Source organism: Stenotrophomonas sp. KH_036_B (assembly GCF_057839485.1).
Genome location: NZ_CM174491.1, coordinates 998,472 through 1,020,818 on the forward strand (window position 1 = coordinate 998,472; position 22,347 = coordinate 1,020,818).

A 22,347-nucleotide genomic window follows, 5' to 3' on the forward strand; every position below is an offset into this window, starting at 1 on the left:
CTGTCCGTGTTGGTCGGTACGCTCTACGCGCCGTTACGCCAGCGAATCCAGCGTCCAGCCCTGCGCGGTGACGCGCAGCACCGAGCCCTGTTCGTACCAGTCGCCCAGCACGATGCGCGTGCACGCGCGGCCGCCGGCCTGCAGCGCGTGAATCGCCGGGCGGTGGGTGTGGCCGTGGATCATCGTGTCCACGCCATAGCGCACGAACGTGGCGGTGACCTCGTCGGGGGCCACATCGGTGACGGTCTCGAAGGTGGCGCGGTCGCCCTGCTTCATTTCCGACTGACGGGCCTGGCTGGCATCGCGTGCCTTCTGCGCGAAGGCGATGCGCGCGGCCAGCGGCTGCGCCAGGAACTGCGCCTGGAACACCGGGTCTCGGGTCTGCGCGCGGAACTGCTGGTAAGCCACGTCGTCGGTGCACAGCAGGTCGCCGTGCTGCAGCAGCACAGGCGTGCCGTACAGGTCGATGACGCTCGGATCGGGAAGGATGCGGAACCCGGCGCGGCGCGCGTAGTCATCGCCGACCAGGAAGTCGCGGTTGCCACGGATGAAAAACACCGGGACCCCGGCGTCGGCCACGGCCTTCAGGGCGTCGGCGACGGCATCGGCGGCGGGCGAGGGCGTGTCATCGCCGATCCAGGCTTCGAACAGATCGCCCAGGATGTACAGCGCGTCTGCCTGCATCGCCTCGCGGCGCAGGAATGCCAGGAACAGGTCGGTAATGGCTGGACGGCTCGGGTCCAGGTGCAGATCGGAGATGAACAGCGTGGTCATGCCATCCATTGTATTCCGTCGACGGTCCAGGCGAACACGCGGTTCGGGCGACCCCAATATCGGGCGACCAAGGGTCGTAGTGACACGCCATGCGTGTCAAAGCCATGTTCCTGCGCACGTGAACCCCGCATCACACCGGCAAGGGCAACCACTGCAGGCTGGCGCCGGCCAGCGCGGTGGCGATGGCCGTGGCGGCCAGCACATCGCTGGGGTAATGCAGCCCCAGCACCACGCGGGATACGCCCACCGCGGCCGTGAAGGGCACCAGGATCGGCGCCAGCCACGGGTAGTAGGCCAACGCGACAATCGTGAACGACACTGCGTGCAGGGTGTGCCCGGAGGGGAAACTGAATTCATCCAGCGGCGCCACCCACGCGCGGATGCGCAGGTCGGCGGCATATGGGCGCGGCCGGCGCGTCCAGCGCTTCAGGCCCTTGTAGAGCAGCAGCGCCATCAGCCCGGTAGCGGCCATGTGCAGCGACGCGCGCAGCCCGTCGAAGCCGTCCACCAGCACCAGCGCGCCCATCAGCGCATACCAGAACGCGCCGTCACCGAGCCGGCTGACCACGGCGAAGGCACGGCGCACGCGGCGGTGCCGGCAGTAGTGGTTGGCGCGCCGGCACCAGCGGGTCTCGCGCCCGCGCAGGGCATCAAGCGGCGTGGTCCGCATGTGGCCTCCGCGCGTGTGCCAGCTCGGCCAGCAGCGCATCGAACTCCGCCACCACCTGCTGCGGGTGCAGGCGCTTCATCGCCACCGCTGCATCGCGCCCCATCCGTTCGCGCCCGGCATCGTCGCCGGCCAGCCGCACCGCCGCCTCGATGAAGGCGTTGTCATCGTTCACCGCTACCCCGGTTTCATCGGTGCGCAGGTGCTCGCGCGCTGCGCCGTAATCAAAGGCTACGGTGGTCACCCCGCTGGCCATGGCTTCCAGCGTGACATTGCCGAAGGTCTCGCTGCGGCTGGGGAACAGGAACAGGTCGCCGCTGGCGAAATGGCGGGCCAGCGCGTCGCCGCGCTGCACGCCGCAGAAGATGAAGTCCGGGTTTTCATGGGCGAGTTTCTCGCGCGCCGGACCATCGCCGACCCAGACAAAGCGCGCCTTGGGCCGCACCTGCTGCAGCCGCCGGAACGCTTTTACCGCCAGCGCCAGGTTCTTTTCCGCCGCAATGCGACCGACGTAGATGGCGGCGAAGCCGGTGCCATCGATACCCCATTCCTCACGCAGCGCGGGGTCGCGCCGTTGCGGTTCGAACTGGCTGCTGTCCACCGCGCGCGCCAGCAGGCGCACCCGGTCGAAGCCCTGGCCGGTGAGGAACTGCTGCAGCTCCTGGGTGGGCACCAGGGTCGCATCGGCCTGGTTGTGGAAGCGGCGCATCCAGCGCAGCGCGGCGGCCTGCAGCCAGGCCACGCCGTAGTCGGGCAGGTATTCGTCGAAGCGGGTGTGGAAGCCGGTGGCCACCGGGATGCCGAGCCGCCGCGCGGTGCGCACCGCCGACCAGCCCAGCGGACCTTCGGTGGCGATGTAGATGGCATCCGGGCGGTGCTGCTGCCACTGCCGGGCCAGCCGCTTGGGGGCAGGCAGGCCGAAGCGCAGGCCGGGGTAGCGGGGCAGTCCGGCACCCTGCACCAGCAGAGCACCCTCGGCGTCGGTCTCCTCGCCCTGGCGGGGGCGGACCAGGTCGACCTGGTGGCCGGCGGCGCGCAGACCCAGTTCCAACCCCTGCACGGTCAGGGCGACGCCGTTGACCTCGGGGGGGTATGTCTCGGTGACGATGGCATAGCGCATGGCGGGCCTCCGGTTTGAAGGCATGCTGGGCGCTGGCGATGTAGCGGCCATGACATGGCCATGACCGGCGCATGACGCCCCATCAACGCCGCGCCCCGCAGGGCGGGGCTCAGGCCACGAACGGGCGGAACTGGATCCCGAGGCCGGCGATGCCCTCGGTCTCGCCGATCAGGTCGGCGCGCAGCAGCGGGCGGGCATCGATGTAGGCCTGCGGCAGGATCAGGGCCAGCTGGGTGTCGTCGGCGCTGAGTTCCAGCGCCGGCATCGGCGCGTCTTCGTGGGTCCGGTTGAGCAGCACCGCCAGCCGCAGCAGGGCTGCCATGCGCCGGGCCGGCAGCAGCAGGCGCTCGGGCAACGCGTCGAACGCCGATTTGGAGACATTGCGGCGGTGGCTGCGCACCAGTGCGGCCAGCAGCTGCTGCTCCTGCCGCGAGAAGCCGGCGATGTCGGAGTTGTCCAGCACGTAGCTGCCGTGCACGTGGTAGCCGCTATGGGCAATCATCAGCCCCAGCTCGTGCAGGCGTGCCGCCCAGCCCAGCATGCGGGCGTCGTCCGGGTCCAGCGTCCAGCTGTCCTCGACCTGGCCCAGCAGGTTCATCGCCGTGCGTTCCACCCGCGTGGCCTGGGCGATATCGATGCCGTAGCGCAGGGTCAGCGCCTCCACCGACTCATCGCGCAGGTCGTTCTCGCTGGCGCGTCCCAGGATGTCGTACAGGATGCCCTCGCGCATGGCCGCCTTGCTCACCAGCAGCTTCTGCAGCCCCAGCGCCTGGAAGGCCGCCTCCAGCACCAGGATGCCGCCGGCGATGATCGGCCGGCGGTCCGCCGACAGCCCGGGCAGGTCGATGTCTTCGATGCGCTTGGCCTTGAGCAGCTCGTCGCGCAGTTGCGGCAACGCCTCGGCGGTGATCGCGCCCTTGCTCAGCTTCATGCTGGCGCAGATCTCGCTGATCGCCTTGTGCGTGCCCGACGAGCCCAGCGCTTCATGCCAGCCCAGCATGCGGTACTTGGTGGCGAACTGCTGGAACTCGGCGCCGATCTCGGTCAGCGCATCCTTCCAGCGCTTCCGGCTCAGCTTGCCGCCCGGGAAGAAGCGGCGGGTACTGGCGATGCAGCCGGCCTGGAGGCTTTCGCGTTCCAGCGTCTGCATGCCCTGGCCGATGATGAACTCGGTGGAGCCGCCACCGATGTCGATCACCAGCCGGCGCTGGTCCGGCTTGGGCGGCTGTGCATGGGCCACGCCCAGGTAGATCAGGCGCGCCTCCTCGCGTCCGCTGACCACTTCGATGGCATGCCCCAGCGCGGTCTCGGCCGGCATCAGGAACGCCTGCGGCGAGCGCAGCTGGCGCACGGTGTTGGTGGCCAGGGCCCGTACCCGCACCGGGGGAATGGCGCGGATGCGCTGGCCGAAGCGGGCCAGGCATTCCAGCGCGCGCTGGCGCGCCTCGGCCGACAGGCCGCCCTTGCCATCCAGGCCGTCGGCCATGCGCACGGTTTCGCGCAGACGGTCGACAACGCGCAGCTGCCCGAGCGTGTAACGCGCAATGACCATGTGGAAACTGTTGGAACCCAGGTCGATGGCGGCGAGCAGGTCGCCATCCTGCAGGGCGGGCGGAATCGTGGAGGTATGCGGCATGGCCGAATGGTAGCCGAAGCGGGGGGCCGCCCGTCACCGCGCGGCCTTCACATGATGCGTCCGTTGGTCGCATCAACGGCATCCGGCCAGCGGCCGGATCTACCCATGGCGTTGATGCGGGCCCTTACAGGCCCCAAGGAATCCCGACTAACAGTCGGGATCTACAGATGGCGTTGATGCAGGTCCTTACAGGCCCCGCATCAACGCCATCTGCGCCGAATGCGGTGGTTCGTCGTGGGCCGGTACGCACTTGCGGTAGTTGCCGTCGGCCTGCAGCTCCCAGGCATTGAGGTTGTCGTCCAGGTAGTTCTGCAGCACGTCGCGGTAGACCTTGCGCGCCAGTTCCGGGTCCAGGATCGGGAAACAGGTCTCGACCCGGCGCAGCAGGTTGCGCTCCAGCCAGTCCGCACTGGCGCAGTACAGTTCGGCCGCACCATCGTTGCCGAACCAGTACACCCGGCTGTGTTCCAGGAAGCGCCCGACGATCGAGCGCACCCGGATGTTGTCCGACACGCCCGGTACGCCGGGGCGCAGCGTGCAGGCACCACGCACGATCAGGTCGATCTGCACGCCGGCCTGCGAGGCCGCGTACAGCGCGCGCACCACCTGCGGTTCGTTGAGGGCGTTCATCTTGGCGATGATCCGGCCCGGGCGGCCGTTGGTGGCCAGGCGCATCTCGCGGTCGATCTTCTGCAGCAATCCGTCATGCAGGGTGAACGGGGACTGCAGCAGGCGCTTCAGGCGGGTGCGCGGGGCCAGGCCGGACAGCTGCTGGAACAGCAGGTGCACGTCATTGCCGATGTCCGCATCGGCGGTGATCAGGCTCAGGTCGGTATACGCGCGGGCCGTGCCGCTGTGGTAGTTGCCGGTGCCCAGGTGCACGTAGCGGCGCAGCTTGCGGCCCTCGCGGCGCACGATCAGCAGCATCTTGGCGTGGGTCTTGTAGCCCACCACGCCGTACACCACCTGCACGCCGGCTTCCTGCAGGCGGTCGGCCAGGCCCAGGTTGGCCTCTTCGTCGAAGCGCGCGCGCAGCTCCACCACGACCGTGACGTCCTTGCCGTTGCGCGCGGCCAGGATCAGCGCATCCACGATCAGCGAATCCTTGCCGGTGCGGTACAGGGTCTGCTTGATCGCCAGCACGTTCGGGTCCACCGCGGCCTGCTTGATCAGGTCCAGCACGGCGGTGAAGGCATCGAAGGGGTGGTGCAGCAGCACATCGCGGCGCGCGGCCACCTCGAAGATGCCGTCGCTGTCGCGCAGCGTGCGCGGATTCATCGGCGGGTACTTCAGTTCCGGGCGGGCCAGCAGGTCGTAGAGCTGGATCACGCGGTTGAGATTGACCGGGCCGTCGATGCGGTAGACCGCGTTCTCGGTGAGACCGAAGTTCTGCAGCAGCGTGCGCACGATGTCGCGCGGGCAATCCTGCGCGATTTCCAGGCGTACCGCCGGCCGGTAGCCGCGGTCGACCAGTTCGTCGCGCAACGCCAGCGCCAGGTTCTCCACTTCTTCCTCGTCCACCACCAGCTCGGAGTTGCGGGTCACGCGGAACTGGTACGCCCCCTGGACTTCCATGCCGGGGAACAGCTCGCCGACGAACGTGGACAGCACCGAGGACAGGAACACGTAGGTCTGCGTGCTGCCGAGCGATTCGGGCAGCTGGATGATGCGCGGCAACGAGCGCGGCGCGCGCACGATGGCCAGGTGGCCGGCGCGGCCGAACGCATCGGTGCCCTTGAGCACCACCACGATGTTCAGCGACTTGTTGAGGATCTTCGGGAACGGGTGCGACGGGTCCAGGCCCAGCGGCGACAGCACCGGCATGATCTCGTTGCGGAAGTAGGCACGCAGCCAGCGCTTCTGGCGATGGTTCCAGGAATGCCGGCCCAGCACGTCGATGCCGGCGTCGTGCAGCGCCGGGCGCAGCGTCTCGTTCCAGCAGCGGTACTGCTGGTCCACCAGCTGCGCGGCGCGGTCATGGATGGCGTTGAGGATCGCCTGCGGCGTCATGCCGTCCGGTGCCGGCGGCAGGCCGAACTCCTGCGCGTGGCGTACGGCCGCGGCGCGGATCTCGAAGAACTCGTCCAGGTTGGTGCAGGAGATGCACATGAAGCGCAGCCGCTCCAGCACCGGCACCTGCGGGTCCATGGCCTGGGCCAGCACCCGGAAATTGAAGTCCAGCTGCGACAGCTCGCGGTTGATGTACAGCGCCGGGTCGCGCAGCGGGTCGGTGTCCGCCGGCACGGCGATGGGAACGAGGGTGCTCATGCGGAGGAGTCTTCTGCTGAAGTAAGGGAGGCCACGTCGCTGCGCTCACGCACGTGGTCGGCATCGAAGTGGCACGAGAAAACGCTGCCCTTGCCGACCTCGCTCTGGATCTCCAGGCGCGCGTGGTGCAGGCCCAGGATGTGCTTGACGATGGACAGGCCCAGGCCGGTACCGCCGCTCTCGCGCGAGCGGCTGCTGGACACGCGGTAGAAGCGTTCGGTGAGGCGGGGCAGGTGGGTGGCGGGGATGCCGTAGCCGGTATCGCGCACCGCCAGCACCACGCCCTGGCCTTCGCGTGCCAGCTCCACCACCACACGGCCACCGGCGGGGGTGTAGCGCACCGCGTTGGTGACCAGGTTGGAGAACGCACTGTGCAGCTCCTTGTTGGAGCCCTGCAGGTCCACCCCGGCGCTGTCGATCACGCTGATCTGGTGGCGACCCTGGCTGTGCGCTTCGGCCTCGCGGCGCAGCGTGGCCAGCATGGGGGCCATCGCCACGGTTTCTTCTTCGGTGTGGTCCTGCGACTCCAGCCGGGACAGCGTCAGCAGGTCCTCGACCAGCTGGGCCATGCGCTGCGATTGCTTGCGCATTTCTTCCAGCATCGGGCCGGTACCGGGGAAGTCCTCGGGCTCCATCATGTCCAGGTAGCCGTGCACCACGGTCAGTGGCGTGCGCAGTTCGTGCGACACGTTGGCCACGAAGTCGCGGCGCACCTGTTCCAGCCGCAGCAGCTTGCTGACGTCACGTGCGATCAGCAGCCAGTAGTCCGGCGAATAGGGAATGAGGCGCAGGTTGAGGCGGATCGCCGGGTCCACCGGCGAGGCCACGTCCAGGATCGGTTCGGCGTTGCGGCCACCGGCCAGCCAATGCGCCAGCGGCATCGGCTGCAGGCGCGCCACCAGCGCCTCGCCCAGGTCGCCCGGGTGATGCAGCCCCAGCAGCGACGTTGCCGCTTCGTTGAACCACTGCACGCGCTGGCTGTTGCGGTCCACCACTACCACTGCATCGGGCAGTGCGGCGGCGGCGGCGCGGTAACTGCGCAGCATGTCCAGCAGGCGCCGCTTGCGCGTGCGCATTTCCAACTGGTTGCGGTACAGCAGGCGGTCCAGTTCATTCCACACGCCGGTGCCGGCGCTCATGTCCCAGCGCTGGCGCGCGGTGAGCCGGCGCAGCACCTTGCGCAGCCGCCAGTAATGCCAGGCCAGCGCGCCGATGGAAGCCAGCGCGATGCACATCCACACATGCCCGGTGGCCACACCCAGCAGCACGGCAGCCAGCAGCAGCACGGCGAGCGTGGCAAGGGTTTTCAACCAGGCGGAGCGGATGTGGCGCGGCATTGCGGTCTCGTGAAGATAATCCCGGTAGAGCGGGGCCGTGCCCCGCTGGGCAGCAGGTACTGCCCGCTCCGGCATGGTAGAGCGGGGCTCTGCCCCGCTGGAAGGCCTGCGATCAGGTCGAGGTCGAGAACCGGTAGCCGGCCCCGCGCACGGTCTGCACCATGTTCTCCGCACCGAACGGTTCCAGCGTCTTGCGCAGCCGACGGATGTGCACGTCGATGGTGCGCTCTTCCACGTACACGCTGCCGCCCCAGACATGGTCCAGCAGCTGCGCGCGGGTGTAGACCCGCTCGGGGTGGGTCATGAAGAAGTGCAGCAGGCGGTACTCGGTAGGACCGATCGGCACCGGCTGATCGCCGGCGAACACGCGGTGCGCGGCGCCGTCGATGCGGATCGTGCCGACGGCCACGCTGCCGTCCTCGTCATCGTCGCGGGCGCGGCGCATCACCGCACGGATGCGGGCCAGCAGTTCGCGCGCCGAGAACGGCTTGACCACGTAGTCGTCGACGCCGGCTTCCAGGCCACCGACCCGGTCGTTCTCTTCGCCGCGCGCGGTGAGCATGATGATCGGCACCTCGCGGGTAAGGGCTTCTTTGCGCCAGCGCCGCGCCAGGTCCAGGCCGCTGGTGCCGGGAAGCATCCAGTCGAGCAGGATCAGGTCCGGCACGCGGTCGGCGATGGCCGTCTGGGCCTCGCGGGCGTCACCGGCGTGAATGGGGTCGTAGTCGCCCTTGCGAAGGGCAAAGGCGACCATCTCGCGGATCGCGGGTTCGTCATCGACGATCAGGATGCGTTTCTGCACGTGCCCACCGTATTACTCATCAGACCGGGATTGAGCCCAGTAGACTACGGTTTCATGACATGTTTGTGACGACCGCAGCCCGATTGCCATCGCGCGGTCATTCGGGCGCAGTGGGCGCCGCGGCTCAGCGGCGTTCCAGCTCCGGATCGTTGATGCCCTGGCGGCGCATTTCCAGCACGGTCGGGGTGATGCTCTCGATCCGGGCGTCCACCCGGGCCCGGCCTACGTAGTCCAGCCCCGGCTGCTTCTTCAGGGCCTGCAGCTGCATCAGCGCCTGCTCCGGGCGGCCATTGAGGAAGGCGGCCTCGGCGTAGGCCTCGCTGGCGCGGATGGTGTCGCCGGCCAGTTCGCTGGCGCGGGCGTAGCGCTGCTGGAACACCGGATCATTGCCGCTTTGCGACAGCAGCGGGCGCAGCATCGCCTGCGCGCGCTGGCCGGCCTCGCGCCCGCCCTGTTCGTTCAGGATGGCTGCATAGGTCAACGCCACCGGGCGGCTGCCCGGGTGCTGCCGCAGCAGGGTGTCGAAGCGGGCGTTGGCCTGCGCCGGTTGGCCGGCACGCGATTCGGCCTCGCCCAGCGCCAACGCCACCCACAGGTTGTCCGGGTGGCTCTGCAGCAGCTCGGCCAGGTCGCGCCGCGCCTCGCCCGCCCCGCTGTTGCGCAGCCGTGCCAGCGCCAGCCCGTAGCGCTGGGCGTCGCTCAGGCCGCCCTTCTGCGCGCGCTGCAGGTTCTGGTATTCGGTGGCCAGCTCGCCCGGCGTGTCGGCACTGAGCACGCGCAGGCGCTCGCGCGCCCACTCGAACTGCCCGGTGGGGCCACGCTGGAGGGCGTTGACCGAGATCTGCATCGACGCCGGCAGCAGCGGGTTGCTGCGCCGGACCAGCGGATCGGACAGCGCCGGGTCGGCCGGGTCCACGCGCTCCTGGCGCACCCCGCCGGGCACCGCGGTGGTGAGCAGCACGGTGTCCTTCTTCATCTGCTCGGCGCGGGCCTTGGCCTCGCTGATGCGGGTGGTGTTGACCGGGTGGGTCTGCAGGAAGTCGGGCACCGAATAGCCGCCCGCATTGCCACGCATCGAGGCGGACATGCGCTCGAAGAAGCCGGCCATGGCATCCACGTCGTAGCCGCTGCGGGCCAGCGTGCGGATGCCCAGGCGGTCGGCCTCGGATTCGTTGCTGCGGGTGTAGTTGATCTGCCGCTGCTGCATCAGCCCCATGCCGGAGGTGATGGCGGCCATGGTGGCATCGCCGGAGGAATTGCCGCCGGCCTGCTGGGCGGCCACCACCGCCGCCAGCATGCCCAGCAGGATCGGAATCTGGTCGCGCTGGGCCCGTTCAACCCCGCGCAGCACGTGCTGCTGGGTGACGTGGGCGATTTCGTGGGACAGCACCGCCGCCACCTCGTCCTCGCGCTCGGCGGTCAGCACCAGCCCGGCGTTGACCCCCACGTAGCCGCCCAGGGTGGCGAAGGCATTGATCTGCCGGTCCTTGAGCATGAAGAAGGTGTAGGACTGGCGCGGCTGCGCGCTGTTGGAGCCCAGCCGCGCGCCCATGGTCTGCAGCCAGTCGTCCACCAGCGGGTCATCCAGCAGGTAGCCGTAGTTGCGCAGCTCGCGCAGCATCATCCCGCCGTACTCGGCCTGGCGCGCCGGGGTCAGCAGCTCGCCGGCCGAGGAGCCGATGTCGGGCAGCTTGCTGTCCTGGGCGGACGCCAACGGCGCGGCCAGGGCGAGGGTCAACGCAGCAGAGAGCAGCAGGGTGCGCAAACGGAACTCCTGGAGGGACCGGGGCAGCGGGCAAGGGCGTCAGCGTGACAGGCCATGTGCAAATCTGCGGTTAATCCACAGTGTTGCGGTGATGACATGGAAAATCCAGCCGACGGCTACCATATACAGACACTCGTTCCGCTGTGGAGTTTCCCGTGAACCAAGATGCCGCTGCCAACCGGGGTGGGAAGCCGCCCATCACCCTCTATTCGACCGCCGTATGCCCGTACTGCGTGGCCGCCAAGAACTTCCTGAAGAGCAAGGGCGAGAGCTGGACCGAGGTCCGCATCGACCTGGACCCGGCCGAGCGCGAAAAGATGATGGCCAAGACGCGCCGCACCAGCGTGCCGCAGATCTTCGTCGGTGAGGTCCACGTGGGCGGCTACGACGACATGATCGCCCTGCACCGGGAAGGCAAGCTCGAGCCGCTGCTGAACGGGGAGGGCGCATGAGCGCTTCCGACGACGGCAGCAAGGACCGCATCGCCGAGTTCACCGAATTCCGCCAGCGCATGAACCAGCGCATCCTGGGCGAGCCCAACCAGGTGGTGCGGCGCTTCTTCGCGCTGGACACCCAGACCTACCAGGCCGGCGCGCTGGATGTGAAGACCAAGGAGCTGCTGGGCCTGGTCGCCTCGATGGTGCTGCGCTGCGACGACTGCATCAGCTATCACGTGGCCCAGTGCAAGGACGCCGGCGTGACCCGTGAGGAGTTCTTCGAGACCTTCTCGGTCGGCCTGGTGGTTGGCGGTTCCATCGTCATCCCGCACCTGCGCCGCGCCGTGGACTTCCTGGACCAGCTGGAAGGGGGCGCTGCCGCCCCGGCCGTTCACGAGCATTAACAAACGGTTTTGCAGGCGGCTCCCTTGATCGGTCTGAAGGGAAGCACCTTCTTGTGGAAGGGGGCGCGCCAGCGCATTTCTGCCTTGCCCGGCGTGAGACCAATGGCCAACTTGGGGTCACCCCGCCGGGTAAGGCATAATTGCATCCGAAACTTCCCTTGCGCCCGCGCTTTGCGCTCCTTCACGGACGGCGCTCCCCCTAGGTTCGGAAACAGATCAAATGACGCAGAAAATCACGGTCATCCGCGGTGACGGCATCGGCCCGGAGATCATGGACGCTACGCTGTTCGTGCTCGGCAAGCTGGACACCGGCTTTGAATACGAAGACGCCGACGCGGGCCTGGTCGCGCTGGAGAAGCACGGCGACCTGATGCCGGCCTCCACGCTGGAATCGATCGCACGCAACAAGATCGCGCTGAAGAGCCCGCTGACCACGCCGGTCGGTGGTGGCTTCACCTCGATCAACGTCAGCCTGCGTCGCCACTTCGACCTGTACGCCAACGTGCGTCCGGCGGTGTCCTTCCCGAACACCAAGTCGCGTTTCGGCGAAGGCGTGGACCTGATCACCGTCCGTGAGAACACCGAAGGCGCGTACCTGGCCGAAGGCCAGGAAGTCTCGGCCGATGGCGAAACCGCGTTCTCCGGCACCCGTATCACCCGCAAGGGCTCCGAGCGCATCGTGCGTTACGCCTTCGAGCTGGCCCGCAGCACCGGCCGCAAGAAGGTCACCGCGGTGCACAAGGCCAACATCATCAAGTCGACCTCGGGCCTGTTCCTGGCCGTGGCCCGCGAAGTGGCGGCCAAGTACCCGGACATCGAGTTCCAGGAAATGATCGTCGACAACTGCTGCATGCAGCTGGTGATGCGTCCGGAACAGTTCGACATCATCGTCACCACCAACCTGTTCGGCGACATCATCTCCGACCTGTGCGCCGGCCTCGTCGGCGGCCTGGGCCTGGCCCCGGGCGCCAACATCGGTGTGGACGCGGCGATCTTCGAAGCCGTGCACGGCACCGCGCCGGACATCGCTGGCCAGGGCAAGGCCAATCCGTGCGCGCTGCTGCTGGCCGCCGCGCAGATGCTCGACCACGTTGGCCAGACCGAGAACGCCGAGCGCCTGCGCAAGGCCATCGTCGCCACCCTGGAAGCCAAGGACTCGCTGACCGGCGACCTCGGCGGCACCGGCAACACCATGGGCTTCGCCCAGGCCATCGCCAGCCGCCTGTAACGGCTCCGCGGAGCGACTGGGTAGAGCCGACTGTTGGTCGGTTGCCTCACCCAACGAAAAAGGGCACCCATCGGGTGCCCTTTTTTGATGTTGCGTTTCCGTGGAGCGTAGCGCCGGCCGCTGGCCGGCGCCTGGTGACACGTGCCGAAGCGCAGCCGGCCATCGGCCGGCAGCGCGAATCAGCGCGACTGCAGCTTGGACAGCAACCGCAGGAACTCCACATACAGCCACACCAGCGTGACCATCAGGCCGAACGCGCCGTACCACTCCATGTACTTCGGTGCGCGCGCGGCGGCGCCGTTTTCGATGAAGTCGAAATCCAGCACCAGGTTCAGTGCGGCCACCACCACCACGAACAGGCTGAAGGCAATACCCAGCCAGCTGGCTTCATGGATCACCGGCACGTTGATGTTGAAGAAGCTCAGCACGAACGAGGCCAGGTACAGCAGCGCGATGCCGCCGGTAGCGGCGACCACGCCCAGCTTGAAGTTCTCGGTGACCTTGATCAGGCCGCTGCGGTAGGCCACCAGCAGGGCGAACAGGGTGCCGAACGTGAGCAGTACGGCCTGGAACACGATGCCCGGGAAGCGTGCTTCGAACACGGCCGAGATGGCGCCCAGGAAGAAGCCTTCCACCAGCGCGTACATCGGCGCGGTCACCGGCGACCATTCCTTCTTGAACACCGTCACCACCGCCAGGACCAGTCCGCCGATGGCACCACCGATGGCATAGATCATGGCGCCGGGCGCGATCTGGCCGTCGGCGCCGAGGGTCTGGCTCCAGGCGAACGCGGCGGTGAGCACGGTCAGCAACAGCAGGATGCCGGTCTTGTTGACCGTGCCGTTGATGGTCATCACCTGGTCGGGTGACGTTACGACCGAGCCGCTGGCCAGGTCGAGGAACGTCGACTCGGAAAGTGCGGGATTGCCGCTGCGCATTGCCAATCTCCTTGTAGGGTAGGGTTCCGGCCCATCCGGCCGCTGGATCAAGCATAGCGTAAGGCAACAAACCGGTAGAGCCGACTGTTAGTCGGCTGCTGGGCACGCAGCCGACTAACAGTCGGCTCTACCCAGTCGGCTCTACACCCCCTTGATCACGAATGTGAAAAAGTCCGTGAAAACCGTTGACAGATGCCTCGCCAATTCCCACAATAGCCGACTCTTTCGGGGGGAACCTCGAGGGATGAAACCACCGGGGTATAGCGCAGTCTGGTAGCGCGCCTGCTTTGGGAGCAGGATGTCGGGGGTTCGAATCCCTCTACCCCGACCAAGTCCCGCTGCTCAAAACGGGATGGGAATGCGACAATCCGGTCAGGGCGCCCGTAGCTCAACTGGATAGAGCACCGGCCTTCTAAGCCGGCGGTTACAGGTTCGATTCCTGTCGGGCGCACCACCGGTGCAAGCGTCAGGGTGTTTCAAACGAATAAACAGGTTTCAGTGGTGGCTGTAGCTCAGTCGGTTAGAGTACCGGATTGTGATTCCGGTGGTCGGGGGTTCGAATCCCCTCAGCCACCCCACTGATTTGAAGAACCCGTTTCATCGAAAGTGAATCGGGGTTGCAAAAAAAGGCGCAAACGCTACACTATGCGCCTGAGTTTTCAGGGCTGTTAGCTCAGTTGGTAGAGCAGTTGACTCTTAATCAATAGGTCCAAGGTTCGAATCCTTGACAGCCCACCAAGACAGAAGCCATCCGGTTCGCCGGGTGGCTTTTTTCTTGCCTGCGATCCGGCATCGCGCAGCCACGCAGGGCGTGGCTCTACGTTTTTGCTTCCAATCGTCCTGTGCACGTATCAATTCGTAGTGCCACGCCCTGCGTGGCAACCGCGCGCAGCGCGGCACAAGTAGCGCAGCCACGCAGGGCGTGGCTCTACGCTTTTGCTTCCAATCGTCCTGTGCACGTAACAATTCGTCGTGCCACGCCCTGCGTGGCAACCGCGCGCAGCGCGGCACAAGTAGCGCAGCCACGCAGGGCGTGGCTCTACGCTTTTGCTTCCAATCGTCCTGTGCACGTAACAATTCGTAGTGCCACGCCCTGCGTGGCAACCGCGCGCAGCGCGGCACAAGCCCCCGAAGCCGATGGCGTGCCGGTCCGGCGATGCCACCGGCGTTTAGCCCCGACCGAAGTCGACCGTCAGGCGTTCACGATCCTGGCGCGAAGCGCAGCCACGCATGGTGTGTCCTTACGAGCGCGCCTGAACGACGTCTGCAAAAGGCCTTGCATCCCCCTGCGGCATTGCGTCATAATTCGCCTCCCGATTTTCGGGCTGTTAGCTCAGTTGGTAGAGCAGTTGACTCTTAATCAATAGGTCCAAGGTTCGAATCCTTGACAGCCCACCAAGACAAAAAGCCATCCGGTTCGCCGGGTGGCTTTTTTCTTGCGCGGTTGATCGGCCCAGATCAACCGCGCCCCGGAACGAGGCGGAAAACCCAAGCCCAGGCGAACGCAGACGCCGGTCAACGCCCTATAATGCGCGCCAGCGCGAAAGTGGCGGAATTGGTAGACGCCCTGGATTTAGGTTCCAGTGCCGCAAGGCGTGGGGGTTCGAGTCCCCCCTTTCGCACCACGCATCGGCCCGCAGGGCCGGCGTGAACCATCGGGATGAGCGCAGCGCAGCGCCGCACGGGATGCCCGCATCGGCAAGGGGCAGGGCGCTCGCACGGTGCCCTTGGGCCGCCCCAGAGCAGCTCGCCAGCCCCCTGAACAGGCTCCGGATTGACGCTCCCGGCCCCGTGCTGGCGGCGCTGGCCGTTATCGGCGAAACTACAGGGCTGCGGCAGGCATGCGCGTCCACGACGCCGCCGTCTTACAACCCGTTTCATCCATCCATTCGTGCCGGGGGCGTGCCTACCGGTGGCAGGAGTCAACATGCAAGCTTCGATCGAATCCACCGGCAATCTGGAACGCCGCCTGACCTTCTCGCTGCCGGAAGACCGCCTGCAGACCCACATCAGTGGCCGTCTGGGCGAAATCGCCCGTACCGCGCGCATCAAGGGCTTCCGTCCGGGCAAGGTGCCGGCCAAGGTGATCGAGCAGCGCTTCGGCCAGCAGGTCCGCAGCGAAGCCGTCGACGGCCTGCTGCGCGAAACCTTCGATGCCGCCATCCGCGAGCACGAGCTGCGCATCGCTGGCGCGCCGCGCATCGACAAGGGTGATGAGGGTGAATTCTCGTTCGTGGCAACCGTCGAGCTGGTGCCGGACTTCGGCGACGTCGACGTCAGCACGCTGACCGTGGTGCGCCACGCCGCCGAGATCAACGACGGCGACATCGACCAGATGATCACCAACCTGCGCGAACAGCGCCGCAGCTGGAGCCCGGTTGCCCGTGGCGCCAAGGACGGTGACCTGGTCGCGCTGGAAACCTGGTCGCAGGCGGGCGATGAGCGCCTGCCGGCCGAAGGCACCGAAAAGGGCAGCGTGGTGGTGGGCCAGGGCATGATGTTCGAGCAGATCGAACAGGGCCTGGTCGGCCTGGCCAAGGGTGAGGAAAAGACCCTGGACGTTGAATTCCCGGCCGACTGGCGCGTGCCGGCGCTGGCGGGCAAGCAGGTCAAGGTCACCGTCAAGGCGGTGGACGTGTCCGAGCCGGTGCTGCCGGACGTCGATGCCGAGTTCATCACCAGCTTCGGCGTGAAGGGTGGCGATCTGGAGCAGTTCCGCAAGGACATCCGCGCCAACCTCGAGCGTGAGCTGAAGGGTGCGCTGATGAACCGCCTGCGCCGCGAAGTGGGCGAGCAGCTGATCGCCGCCTACGCCTCGGTGGAAATGCCGCCGCGCCTGGTCGAGAACGAAGCCCGCGCCATGCTGGCCCAGCAGGTCGAGCAGATCCGCCGCAGCGGCCGCAACCCGGGCGAAATCCCGGCTGACGCCCACGAAGGCTTCAAGGACGCCGCCGCCAAGCGCGTGCTGGTGGGCCTGCTGGTCGGTGAAGTGGCCCGCAAGAACGACCTGCGCCTGGACCCGAAGCGCCTGAACGAAACCATGCGTTTGATCGCCTCCACCTACGAAGAGCCGGAGCAGGTCATTGAGATGTACCGCAACGACCCCCAGCTGATGAGTGGGCTGCAGAATCGCGTGATGGAAGAGCAGGTGATCGACTGGATCGCCGAGCGCGCCCAGCACACCGAAGAACAGCTGTCGTTCCAGGACGCGATCCGCCAGTAAGCGGCCCGCGTTTTTTGCCCCGCGCCCCGGCGCGGGGTTGTTCCCCCCAACATAGGTGCCTCACTAATGGACAACCGAACCACAGCCCTGAACATGGTGCCGATGGTGGTCGAACAGACCAGCCGCGGCGAGCGCGCCTATGACATCTATTCGCGCCTGTTGAAAGAGCGCCTGATCTTCCTCGTGGGCCCGATCGACGATCACATGGCCAACGTGGTGGTGGCGCAGCTGCTGTTCCTGGAAGCGGACAACCCGGAAAAGGACATCAGCATCTACATCAACTCGCCCGGTGGCGTGGTCACCGCCGGTATGGCGATCTACGACACCATGCAGTACATCAAGCCGGACGTGAGCACCATCTGCGTCGGCCAAGCCGCCTCGATGGGCGCGCTGCTGCTGGCATCCGGCGCCGCCGGCAAGCGTTATGCGCTGCCGAACTCGCGCGTCATGATCCATCAGCCGCTGGGTGGCTACCAGGGCCAGGCCACGGACATCGACATCCACGCCCGTGAAATCCTGACCCTGCGTTCGCGCCTGAACGAGGTGCTGGCCAAGCACACCGGCCAGTCGCTGGAGACCATCGCGCGCGACACCGAGCGCGACAACTTCAAGAGCGCGGCCGACGCGGTGGCCTACGGTCTGGTCGACCAGGTGCTGGAACGTCGTCCGGAAGAGTCGATCACCCCGGCCTGAGGGTGATGCCAGGCCGGTAATCCGGCCTGTTTCCGCAGGGTCGGGCTGGACTGGTGTCCTCCCGACCCTGTGTTATTCTCGAATCGAACCCCCGTTCAGCGGGTGGCGTAACTGGGTAAGCGAAGCATGAGCGAAGACCGCCAAGGTCGTTCCACGGACACCGGCAAGATCCTCTACTGCTCTTTCTGCGGAAAGAGCCAGCACGAGGTGCGCAAGCTGATTGCTGGGCCGAGCGTATTCATCTGCGATGAGTGCGTGGAGCTGTGCAACGACATCATCCGTGAAGAACTCGAGGAAAAGGCGCAGTCGGCGCGCAGTTCGCTGCCCAAGCCGCGCGAGATCCTCGAAGTCCTGGACCAGTACGTGATTGGCCAGAACCGGGCCAAGCGCACGCTGGCCGTGGCCGTGTACAACCACTACAAGCGCATCGAGAGCCGCCAGAAGAACGACGAAGTCGAACTGGCGAAGTCGAACATCCTGCTGGTCGGTCCGACCGGCTCGGGCAAGACGCTGCTGGCCGAAACCCTGGCCCGCCTGCTCAACGTGCCGTTCACCATGGCCGATGCCACCACGCTGACCGAAGCCGGTTACGTGGGCGAGGACGTGGAAAACATCATCCAGAAGCTGCTGCAGAAGTGCGACTACGACGTCGAGAAGGCACAGCAGGGCATCGTCTACATCGATGAAATCGACAAGATCTCGCGTAAGAGCGAGAACCCGTCGATCACCCGTGACGTGTCCGGCGAAGGCGTGCAGCAGGCCCTGCTGAAGCTGATCGAAGGCACCGTGGCCAGCGTTCCGCCGCAGGGCGGCCGCAAGCATCCGCAGCAGGAATTCCTGCAGGTGGACACCAAGAACATCCTGTTCATCTGCGGCGGTGCGTTCGCCGGGCTGGACAAGGTGATCCAGGCGCGTTCCAACGATTCCGGCGGCATCGGTTTCGGCGCCAAGGTGAAGAGTTCCGAGCGCAAGCAGGAAGTGGGCAAGGTGCTGGCCGAAGTCGAGCCGGAAGACCTGATCAAGTTCGGCCTGATTCCGGAATTCGTCGGCCGCCTGCCGGTCGTGGCGACCCTGGAAGAGCTGGACGAGGCCGCCCTGGTGCGGATCCTGACCGAGCCGAAGAACGCCATCACCAAGCAGTTCAAGAAGCTGTTCGAGATGGAGCACGTGGAGCTGGAGTTCCGCCCGGACGCGTTGTCGGCCATTGCCCGCAAGGCGCTCAAGCGCAAGACCGGTGCCCGTGGCCTGCGTACCATCGTCGAATCGGTCCTGCTGGACACCATGTACGACCTGCCGTCGGCAGAGAACGTCAGCAAGGTGGTGGTGGACGAATCGGTGATCGAACACAAGTCCGAACCGTACCTGATCTACCAGACCCCGCCGGCACCTGAACAGAAGGCGGCTGGCGCTGAATAATCGATTCAAGCGTTTGAATTGATAGAAGTTTTTCAGAGCATCTTGCATCTGGACGCCGATGGCCCCATAACGGGGCCATCGGCTTTTTTGTATCCGGGTGTGCGTGCCCGGAGGCCATCCCCACTGCTCAACTGGAGCCCACATGGCCCGTTCCCCAACTGAGACTCTCGACCTGCCGGTACTGCCGCTGCGTGACGTGGTGGTGTTCCCGCACATGGTCATTCCGTTGTTCGTCGGCCGCGACAAGTCCATGCATGCCTTGGAGCAGGCGATGGAGGCGGACAAGCGGATCCTGCTGCTGGCGCAGAAGTCGGCCGAGACCGACGACCCGACCGCCACCGACCTCTACCAGGTCGGCACGCTGGCCCAGGTCCTGCAGCTGCTCAAGCTGCCTGACGGCACCATCAAGGTGCTGGTGGAAGGCCTGTCGCGGGTCAATGTCACCCAGGTCACCGAACGCGATGGCGCGCTGCATGGCGTGGGCGAGGAGATCGAGTCCGACGAGTCGCGCGAGCCGCGCGAGATCGAGGCCATCGCCCGCTCGCTGATGTCGCTGTTCGAGCAGTACGTCAAGACCAACCGCAAGCTGCCGCCGGAGCTGCTGCAGACCCTGGCCGGCATCGATGAGCCGGCCCGCCTGGCCGACACCATCGCCGCGCACATCAGCGTGCGCCTGGCCGACAAGCAGCGCCTGCTGGAAACCCTGCAGATCGGCGACCGCCTGGAAATGCTGGTCGGCCTGGTCGACGGCGAGATCGACGTGCAGCAGATGGAAAAGCGCATCCGCGGCCGCGTGAAGTCGCAGATGGAAAAGAGCCAGCGCGAGTACTACCTCAACGAACAGATGAAGGCCATCCAGAAAGAACTGGGTGACCTGGACGACGCACCGGGCGAGCTGGACGAGCTGGCGCGCAAGATCGCCGAGGCGGGCATGCCCAAGCCGGTGGAAACCAAGGCCAAGGCCGAGCTGAACAAGCTCAAGCAGATGTCGCCGATGTCGGCCGAAGCGGCCGTGGTGCGCAATTACCTGGATTGGCTGCTGGGCGTGCCGTGGAAGAAGCGCACCAAGGTTCGCAAGGACCTCAAGGTCGCGCAGGACACCCTGGACGCCGACCACTTCGGCCTGGACAAGGTCAAGGACCGCATCCTGGAGTACCTCGCGGTGCAGTCGCGCGTGAAGCAGATGAAGGGCCCGATCCTGTGCCTGGTCGGCCCGCCGGGCGTGGGCAAGACCTCGCTGGGGCAGTCCATCGCCAAGGCCACCAACCGCAAGTTCGTGCGCATGAGCCTGGGTGGCGTGCGCGACGAGGCCGAGATCCGTGGCCATCGCCGCACCTACGTGGGTTCCATGCCGGGCCGCATCGTGCAGAACCTCAACAAGGTGGGCAGCAAGAACGCGCTGTTCGTGCTCGATGAAATCGACAAGATGTCGATGGACTTCCGCGGCGACCCGTCCTCGGCGCTGCTGGAAGTACTGGACCCGGAGCAGAACAACGCCTTCAACGACCACTACCTCGAAGTGGACCTGGACCTGTCCGAAGTGATGTTCGTGGCGACCTCCAACTCGCTCAACATCCCCGGGCCGCTGCTGGACCGCATGGAAGTGATCCGCATCCCCGGCTACACCGAGGATGAGAAGCTCAACATCGCCATGCGTTACCTGGTGCCCAAGCAGATCAAGGCCAACGGCCTGAAGCCGGAAGAGCTGGAGATCGAGTCCGACGCCATCCAGGACATCGTGCGCTACTACACGCGCGAATCCGGCGTGCGCAACCTCGAGCGCGAAGTCGCCAAGATCTGCCGCAAGGTGGTCAAGGAAATCGCGCTCGCTGGCCCGGTCGCCGCCGCCAAGCCGGTCAAGGCCGGCAAGAAGGCTGGTGCGAAGAAGAAGGCGCTGGTGGTGGTCAACGGCAAGAACCTGGACAAGTACCTGGGCGTGCGCCGCTTCGACTTCGGCCGTGCCGAGGAAGAGAACGAGGTGGGCCTGGTGACCGGCCTGGCCTGGACCGAGGTGGGCGGCGACCTGCTGCAGATCGAATCGACCCTGGTCCCGGGCAAGGGCGCGCTGATCCTCACCGGTCAGCTCGGCAACGTCATGAAGGAATCCGCGTCGGCCGCCCTGTCGGTGGTGCGTTCGCGCGCAGAGCGCCTGGGCATCGATGCCGAGTTCCTGCAGAAGCACGACGTGCACGTGCACGTGCCCGACGGCGCCACGCCGAAGGACGGCCCCAGTGCCGGTATCGCCATGGTGACGTCGCTGGTGTCGATGCTGACCAAGGTGCCGATCCGTGCCGAAGTGGCCATGACCGGTGAGATCACCCTGCGGGGTCGCGTCACCGCGATCGGCGGGCTGAAGGAGAAGCTGCTGGCGGCACTGCGCGGCGGCATCACCACGGTGATCATCCCGGAGGAGAACCGCAAGGACCTGGCCGACATTCCGGCCAACGTCACGCGTGATCTGAAGATCGTGCCGGTGAAGTGGATCGAAGAGGTGCTGGACCTGGCCCTGGAGACCCCGCTGACCCCGCCGAAGCCCAAGAAGGATGGGCAGCGCGTCACAGTGCGAAGCAAGGGCAAGACAGCTTCCAACGCGCGCGTCAAGCACTGACGCGCGTTGCAGAACTGCCTGAAACCCGCGTCGTTATTAGCTTTTCAGCTTGCGCGGGTAGGGGTGCGCTGGTATAAAAGCACCACTCGCGAGTCAGCTCATCACTGACGAGGGCGAATCGAGAACTTCACTGGCATCCGGCCACGTTGTGGGTCGGTTGCTTCACTGTCGAACATGCGGAATCCCCGCCAAAGGAGCTGTACAGAATGAATAAGACCGAATTGATCGATGCCGTTGCCGAAGCCGCCGACCTGACCAAGGCCGATGCGAACCGCGCCGTCGACGCCGTCATTGCTTCCATCACCAAGGCCCTGAAGGCTGGCGACGCAGTGACCCTGGTGGGCTTCGGTACGTTCCAGGTCCGCGCGCGCGCAGCTCGCACCGGCCGTAACCCGAAGACCGGCGACACCATCAAGATCGATGCGTCGAACAATCCGGCGTTCAAGGCTGGCAAAGCCCTGAAGGATGCCGTAAACTAAGCGGCTTGCTGGGGTGCTTAGCTCAGCGGTAGAGCGTCTCCTTTACACGGAGAGGGTCGGGGGTTCGAAACCCTCAGCACCCACCACAGCACCGCAGTAAACGTTTGAAATGTGGAGCGGTAGTTCAGCTGGTTAGAATGCTGGCCTGTCACGCCGGAGGTCGCGGGTTCGAGTCCCGTCCGCTCCGCCAGTTTCAACGAGGCCCCTGAGCGATCGGGGGCCTTGTTTTCTGCAACGATCCAGATCGTCGCGGAAGGCAGCAAAAAGGTTTCAAGTGCGGAGCGGTAGTTCAGCTGGTTAGAATGCTGGCCTGTCACGCCGGAGGTCGCGGGTTCGAGTCCCGTCCGCTCCGCCAGTTATAAAAAATCCTCGAAAAGCAGTAATTCGGGGTGGGTTTTCTGAATATCTTCGGATATAATGAGCGCCTGCAAAGTTTCAAGCGCGGAGCGGTAGTTCAGCTGGTTAGAATGCTGGCCTGTCACGCCGGAGGTCGCGGGTTCGAGTCCCGTCCGCTCCGCCAATTCTTGAAGGCCCCTGGTGAAAACCAGGGGC

The 22,347-nt window shown here is 66.2% G+C and carries 17 protein-coding genes and 10 tRNA genes; 18 read left to right on the plus strand and 9 right to left on the minus strand.

All coding sequences use genetic code 11. From position 1 onward, the window contains the following. Positions 1 to 33 precede the first annotated feature (33 nt). The 8 genes from lpxH to AC3ITN_RS04515 all read right to left on the minus strand — a co-directional run bounded on the left by lpxH (position 34) and on the right by AC3ITN_RS04515 (position 10,369). Positions 34 to 774 (minus strand): UDP-2,3-diacylglucosamine diphosphatase, encoded by a 741-nt coding sequence (gene lpxH / locus AC3ITN_RS04480; RefSeq protein ID WP_489392180.1) that lies wholly within the window; start codon positions 772 to 774, stop codon positions 34 to 36. 130 nt (positions 775 to 904) lie between these two features. Continuing rightward, the gene (locus AC3ITN_RS04485) at positions 905 to 1,444 is read right to left on the minus strand and encodes a phosphatase PAP2 family protein (protein ID WP_313348533.1); all 540 of its coding nucleotides are present in this window, start codon (positions 1,442 to 1,444) and stop codon (positions 905 to 907) included. Beyond that, positions 1,425 to 2,561, minus strand: coding sequence for a glycosyltransferase family 4 protein (locus tag AC3ITN_RS04490; RefSeq protein ID WP_489392181.1), 1,137 nt, complete (start codon positions 2,559 to 2,561; stop codon positions 1,425 to 1,427). Before AC3ITN_RS04490 ends, AC3ITN_RS04485 begins: the two co-directional genes overlap by 20 nt. A 109-nt stretch (positions 2,562 to 2,670) precedes the next feature. Next, the gene (gene ppx, locus AC3ITN_RS04495) at positions 2,671 to 4,197 is read right to left on the minus strand and encodes an exopolyphosphatase (protein WP_313348529.1); all 1,527 of its coding nucleotides are present in this window, start codon (positions 4,195 to 4,197) and stop codon (positions 2,671 to 2,673) included. 186 nt (positions 4,198 to 4,383) lie between these two features. After that, complete coding sequence (ppk1, locus tag AC3ITN_RS04500; RefSeq protein ID WP_313348526.1) at positions 4,384 to 6,465, minus strand: polyphosphate kinase 1; 2,082 nt, start codon at positions 6,463 to 6,465, stop codon at positions 4,384 to 4,386. After that, positions 6,462 to 7,802 carry a phosphate regulon sensor histidine kinase PhoR gene (gene phoR, locus AC3ITN_RS04505; protein WP_313348525.1) on the minus strand — a complete coding sequence of 447 codons (1,341 nt, stop codon included), beginning with the start codon at positions 7,800 to 7,802 and terminating at the stop codon, positions 6,462 to 6,464. The genes ppk1 and phoR overlap by 4 nt, the downstream gene beginning before the upstream one ends. A 112-nt stretch (positions 7,803 to 7,914) precedes the next feature. Next, the gene (phoB, locus tag AC3ITN_RS04510) at positions 7,915 to 8,604 is read right to left on the minus strand and encodes a phosphate regulon transcriptional regulator PhoB (protein WP_019185815.1); all 690 of its coding nucleotides are present in this window, start codon (positions 8,602 to 8,604) and stop codon (positions 7,915 to 7,917) included. A 124-nt stretch (positions 8,605 to 8,728) separates the two neighbouring features. After that, positions 8,729 to 10,369, minus strand: coding sequence for a M48 family metalloprotease (locus tag AC3ITN_RS04515; RefSeq protein WP_489392182.1), 1,641 nt, complete (start codon positions 10,367 to 10,369; stop codon positions 8,729 to 8,731). Positions 10,370 to 10,524: 155 nt separating this feature from the next. On the opposite strand from AC3ITN_RS04515, the gene grxC reads away from it, so the two are divergent. The 3 genes from grxC to AC3ITN_RS04530 all read left to right on the plus strand — a co-directional run bounded on the left by grxC (position 10,525) and on the right by AC3ITN_RS04530 (position 12,438). Continuing rightward, the gene (gene grxC / locus AC3ITN_RS04520) at positions 10,525 to 10,821 is read left to right on the plus strand and encodes a glutaredoxin 3 (RefSeq protein WP_313348522.1); all 297 of its coding nucleotides are present in this window, start codon (positions 10,525 to 10,527) and stop codon (positions 10,819 to 10,821) included. Next, entirely contained in the window at positions 10,818 to 11,210 is a 393-nt protein-coding gene (locus tag AC3ITN_RS04525; RefSeq protein ID WP_128096579.1) for a carboxymuconolactone decarboxylase family protein, read from the plus strand. Before grxC ends, AC3ITN_RS04525 begins: the two co-directional genes overlap by 4 nt. 220 nt (positions 11,211 to 11,430) lie before the next feature. Then, the gene (locus AC3ITN_RS04530) at positions 11,431 to 12,438 is read left to right on the plus strand and encodes an isocitrate dehydrogenase (protein WP_489392183.1); all 1,008 of its coding nucleotides are present in this window, start codon (positions 11,431 to 11,433) and stop codon (positions 12,436 to 12,438) included. A 179-nt stretch (positions 12,439 to 12,617) separates the two neighbouring features. On the opposite strand, the gene AC3ITN_RS04535 is transcribed toward AC3ITN_RS04530, so the two are convergent. Beyond that, positions 12,618 to 13,376: a Bax inhibitor-1/YccA family protein gene (locus AC3ITN_RS04535; protein WP_313348516.1), complete on the minus strand. Its 759-nt coding sequence runs from the start codon at positions 13,374 to 13,376 to the stop codon at positions 12,618 to 12,620. A gap of 254 nt (positions 13,377 to 13,630) precedes the next feature. Between AC3ITN_RS04535 and AC3ITN_RS04540 the strand changes: the two genes are divergently transcribed. The 15 genes from AC3ITN_RS04540 to AC3ITN_RS04610 all read left to right on the plus strand — a co-directional run bounded on the left by AC3ITN_RS04540 (position 13,631) and on the right by AC3ITN_RS04610 (position 22,315). After that, a tRNA-Pro gene (locus AC3ITN_RS04540) sits at positions 13,631 to 13,707 on the plus strand. A gap of 46 nt (positions 13,708 to 13,753) precedes the next feature. Beyond that, positions 13,754 to 13,830: transfer RNA gene (locus AC3ITN_RS04545), tRNA-Arg, on the plus strand. 47 nt (positions 13,831 to 13,877) lie between these two features. Beyond that, a tRNA-His gene (locus AC3ITN_RS04550) sits at positions 13,878 to 13,954 on the plus strand. Positions 13,955 to 14,038: 84 nt separating this feature from the next. Beyond that, positions 14,039 to 14,114, plus strand: a tRNA-Lys gene (locus AC3ITN_RS04555). Between the two features lie 584 nt (positions 14,115 to 14,698). After that, positions 14,699 to 14,774: transfer RNA gene (locus AC3ITN_RS04560), tRNA-Lys, on the plus strand. Positions 14,775 to 14,916: 142 nt separating this feature from the next. After that, positions 14,917 to 15,001, plus strand: a tRNA-Leu gene (locus AC3ITN_RS04565). Positions 15,002 to 15,303: 302 nt separating this feature from the next. Further along, positions 15,304 to 16,599: a trigger factor gene (gene tig, locus AC3ITN_RS04570; protein WP_313348514.1), complete on the plus strand. Its 1,296-nt coding sequence runs from the start codon at positions 15,304 to 15,306 to the stop codon at positions 16,597 to 16,599. Positions 16,600 to 16,665: 66 nt separating this feature from the next. Continuing rightward, the gene (clpP, locus tag AC3ITN_RS04575; RefSeq protein WP_313348512.1) at positions 16,666 to 17,292 is read left to right on the plus strand and encodes an ATP-dependent Clp endopeptidase proteolytic subunit ClpP; all 627 of its coding nucleotides are present in this window, start codon (positions 16,666 to 16,668) and stop codon (positions 17,290 to 17,292) included. A gap of 126 nt (positions 17,293 to 17,418) precedes the next feature. Beyond that, on the plus strand, positions 17,419 to 18,708 hold the full coding sequence (gene clpX, locus AC3ITN_RS04580; RefSeq protein WP_313348511.1) for an ATP-dependent Clp protease ATP-binding subunit ClpX: 1,290 nt from the start codon (positions 17,419 to 17,421) through the stop codon (positions 18,706 to 18,708). A 142-nt stretch (positions 18,709 to 18,850) separates the two neighbouring features. Further along, entirely contained in the window at positions 18,851 to 21,316 is a 2,466-nt protein-coding gene (gene lon, locus AC3ITN_RS04585) for an endopeptidase La (RefSeq protein ID WP_489392184.1), read from the plus strand. Positions 21,317 to 21,522: 206 nt separating this feature from the next. Continuing rightward, complete coding sequence (locus AC3ITN_RS04590) at positions 21,523 to 21,795, plus strand: HU family DNA-binding protein (protein WP_313348507.1); 273 nt, start codon at positions 21,523 to 21,525, stop codon at positions 21,793 to 21,795. 11 nt (positions 21,796 to 21,806) lie between these two features. Further along, positions 21,807 to 21,881, plus strand: a tRNA-Val gene (locus AC3ITN_RS04595). Positions 21,882 to 21,908: 27 nt separating this feature from the next. After that, a tRNA-Asp gene (locus AC3ITN_RS04600) sits at positions 21,909 to 21,985 on the plus strand. An 88-nt stretch (positions 21,986 to 22,073) separates the two neighbouring features. Further along, positions 22,074 to 22,150 (plus strand) — tRNA-Asp (locus AC3ITN_RS04605). Positions 22,151 to 22,238: 88 nt separating this feature from the next. After that, positions 22,239 to 22,315, plus strand: a tRNA-Asp gene (locus AC3ITN_RS04610). Positions 22,316 to 22,347: the final 32 nt, after the last annotated feature.

Bases quoted from the DNA above. Each gene is read 5' to 3' on its own strand.
- lpxH (WP_489392180.1), bottom strand. From the start codon at position 774: ATGACCACGCTGTTCATCTCCGATCTGCACCTGGACCCGAGCCGTCCA.
- AC3ITN_RS04485 (WP_313348533.1), bottom strand. From the start codon at position 1,444: ATGCGGACCACGCCGCTTGATGCCCTGCGCGGGCGCGAGACCCGCTGG.
- AC3ITN_RS04490 (WP_489392181.1), bottom strand. From the start codon at position 2,561: ATGCGCTATGCCATCGTCACCGAGACATACCCCCCCGAGGTCAACGGC.
- ppx (WP_313348529.1), bottom strand. From the start codon at position 4,197: ATGCCGCATACCTCCACGATTCCGCCCGCCCTGCAGGATGGCGACCTG.
- ppk1 (WP_313348526.1), bottom strand. From the start codon at position 6,465: ATGAGCACCCTCGTTCCCATCGCCGTGCCGGCGGACACCGACCCGCTG.
- phoR (WP_313348525.1), bottom strand. From the start codon at position 7,802: ATGCCGCGCCACATCCGCTCCGCCTGGTTGAAAACCCTTGCCACGCTC.
- AC3ITN_RS04525 (WP_128096579.1), top strand. From the start codon at position 10,818: ATGAGCGCTTCCGACGACGGCAGCAAGGACCGCATCGCCGAGTTCACC.
- AC3ITN_RS04530 (WP_489392183.1), top strand. From the start codon at position 11,431: ATGACGCAGAAAATCACGGTCATCCGCGGTGACGGCATCGGCCCGGAG.
- AC3ITN_RS04535 (WP_313348516.1), bottom strand. From the start codon at position 13,376: ATGCGCAGCGGCAATCCCGCACTTTCCGAGTCGACGTTCCTCGACCTG.
- tig (WP_313348514.1), top strand. From the start codon at position 15,304: ATGCAAGCTTCGATCGAATCCACCGGCAATCTGGAACGCCGCCTGACC.
- clpP (WP_313348512.1), top strand. From the start codon at position 16,666: ATGGACAACCGAACCACAGCCCTGAACATGGTGCCGATGGTGGTCGAA.
- clpX (WP_313348511.1), top strand. From the start codon at position 17,419: ATGAGCGAAGACCGCCAAGGTCGTTCCACGGACACCGGCAAGATCCTC.
- lon (WP_489392184.1), top strand. From the start codon at position 18,851: ATGGCCCGTTCCCCAACTGAGACTCTCGACCTGCCGGTACTGCCGCTG.
- AC3ITN_RS04590 (WP_313348507.1), top strand. From the start codon at position 21,523: ATGAATAAGACCGAATTGATCGATGCCGTTGCCGAAGCCGCCGACCTG.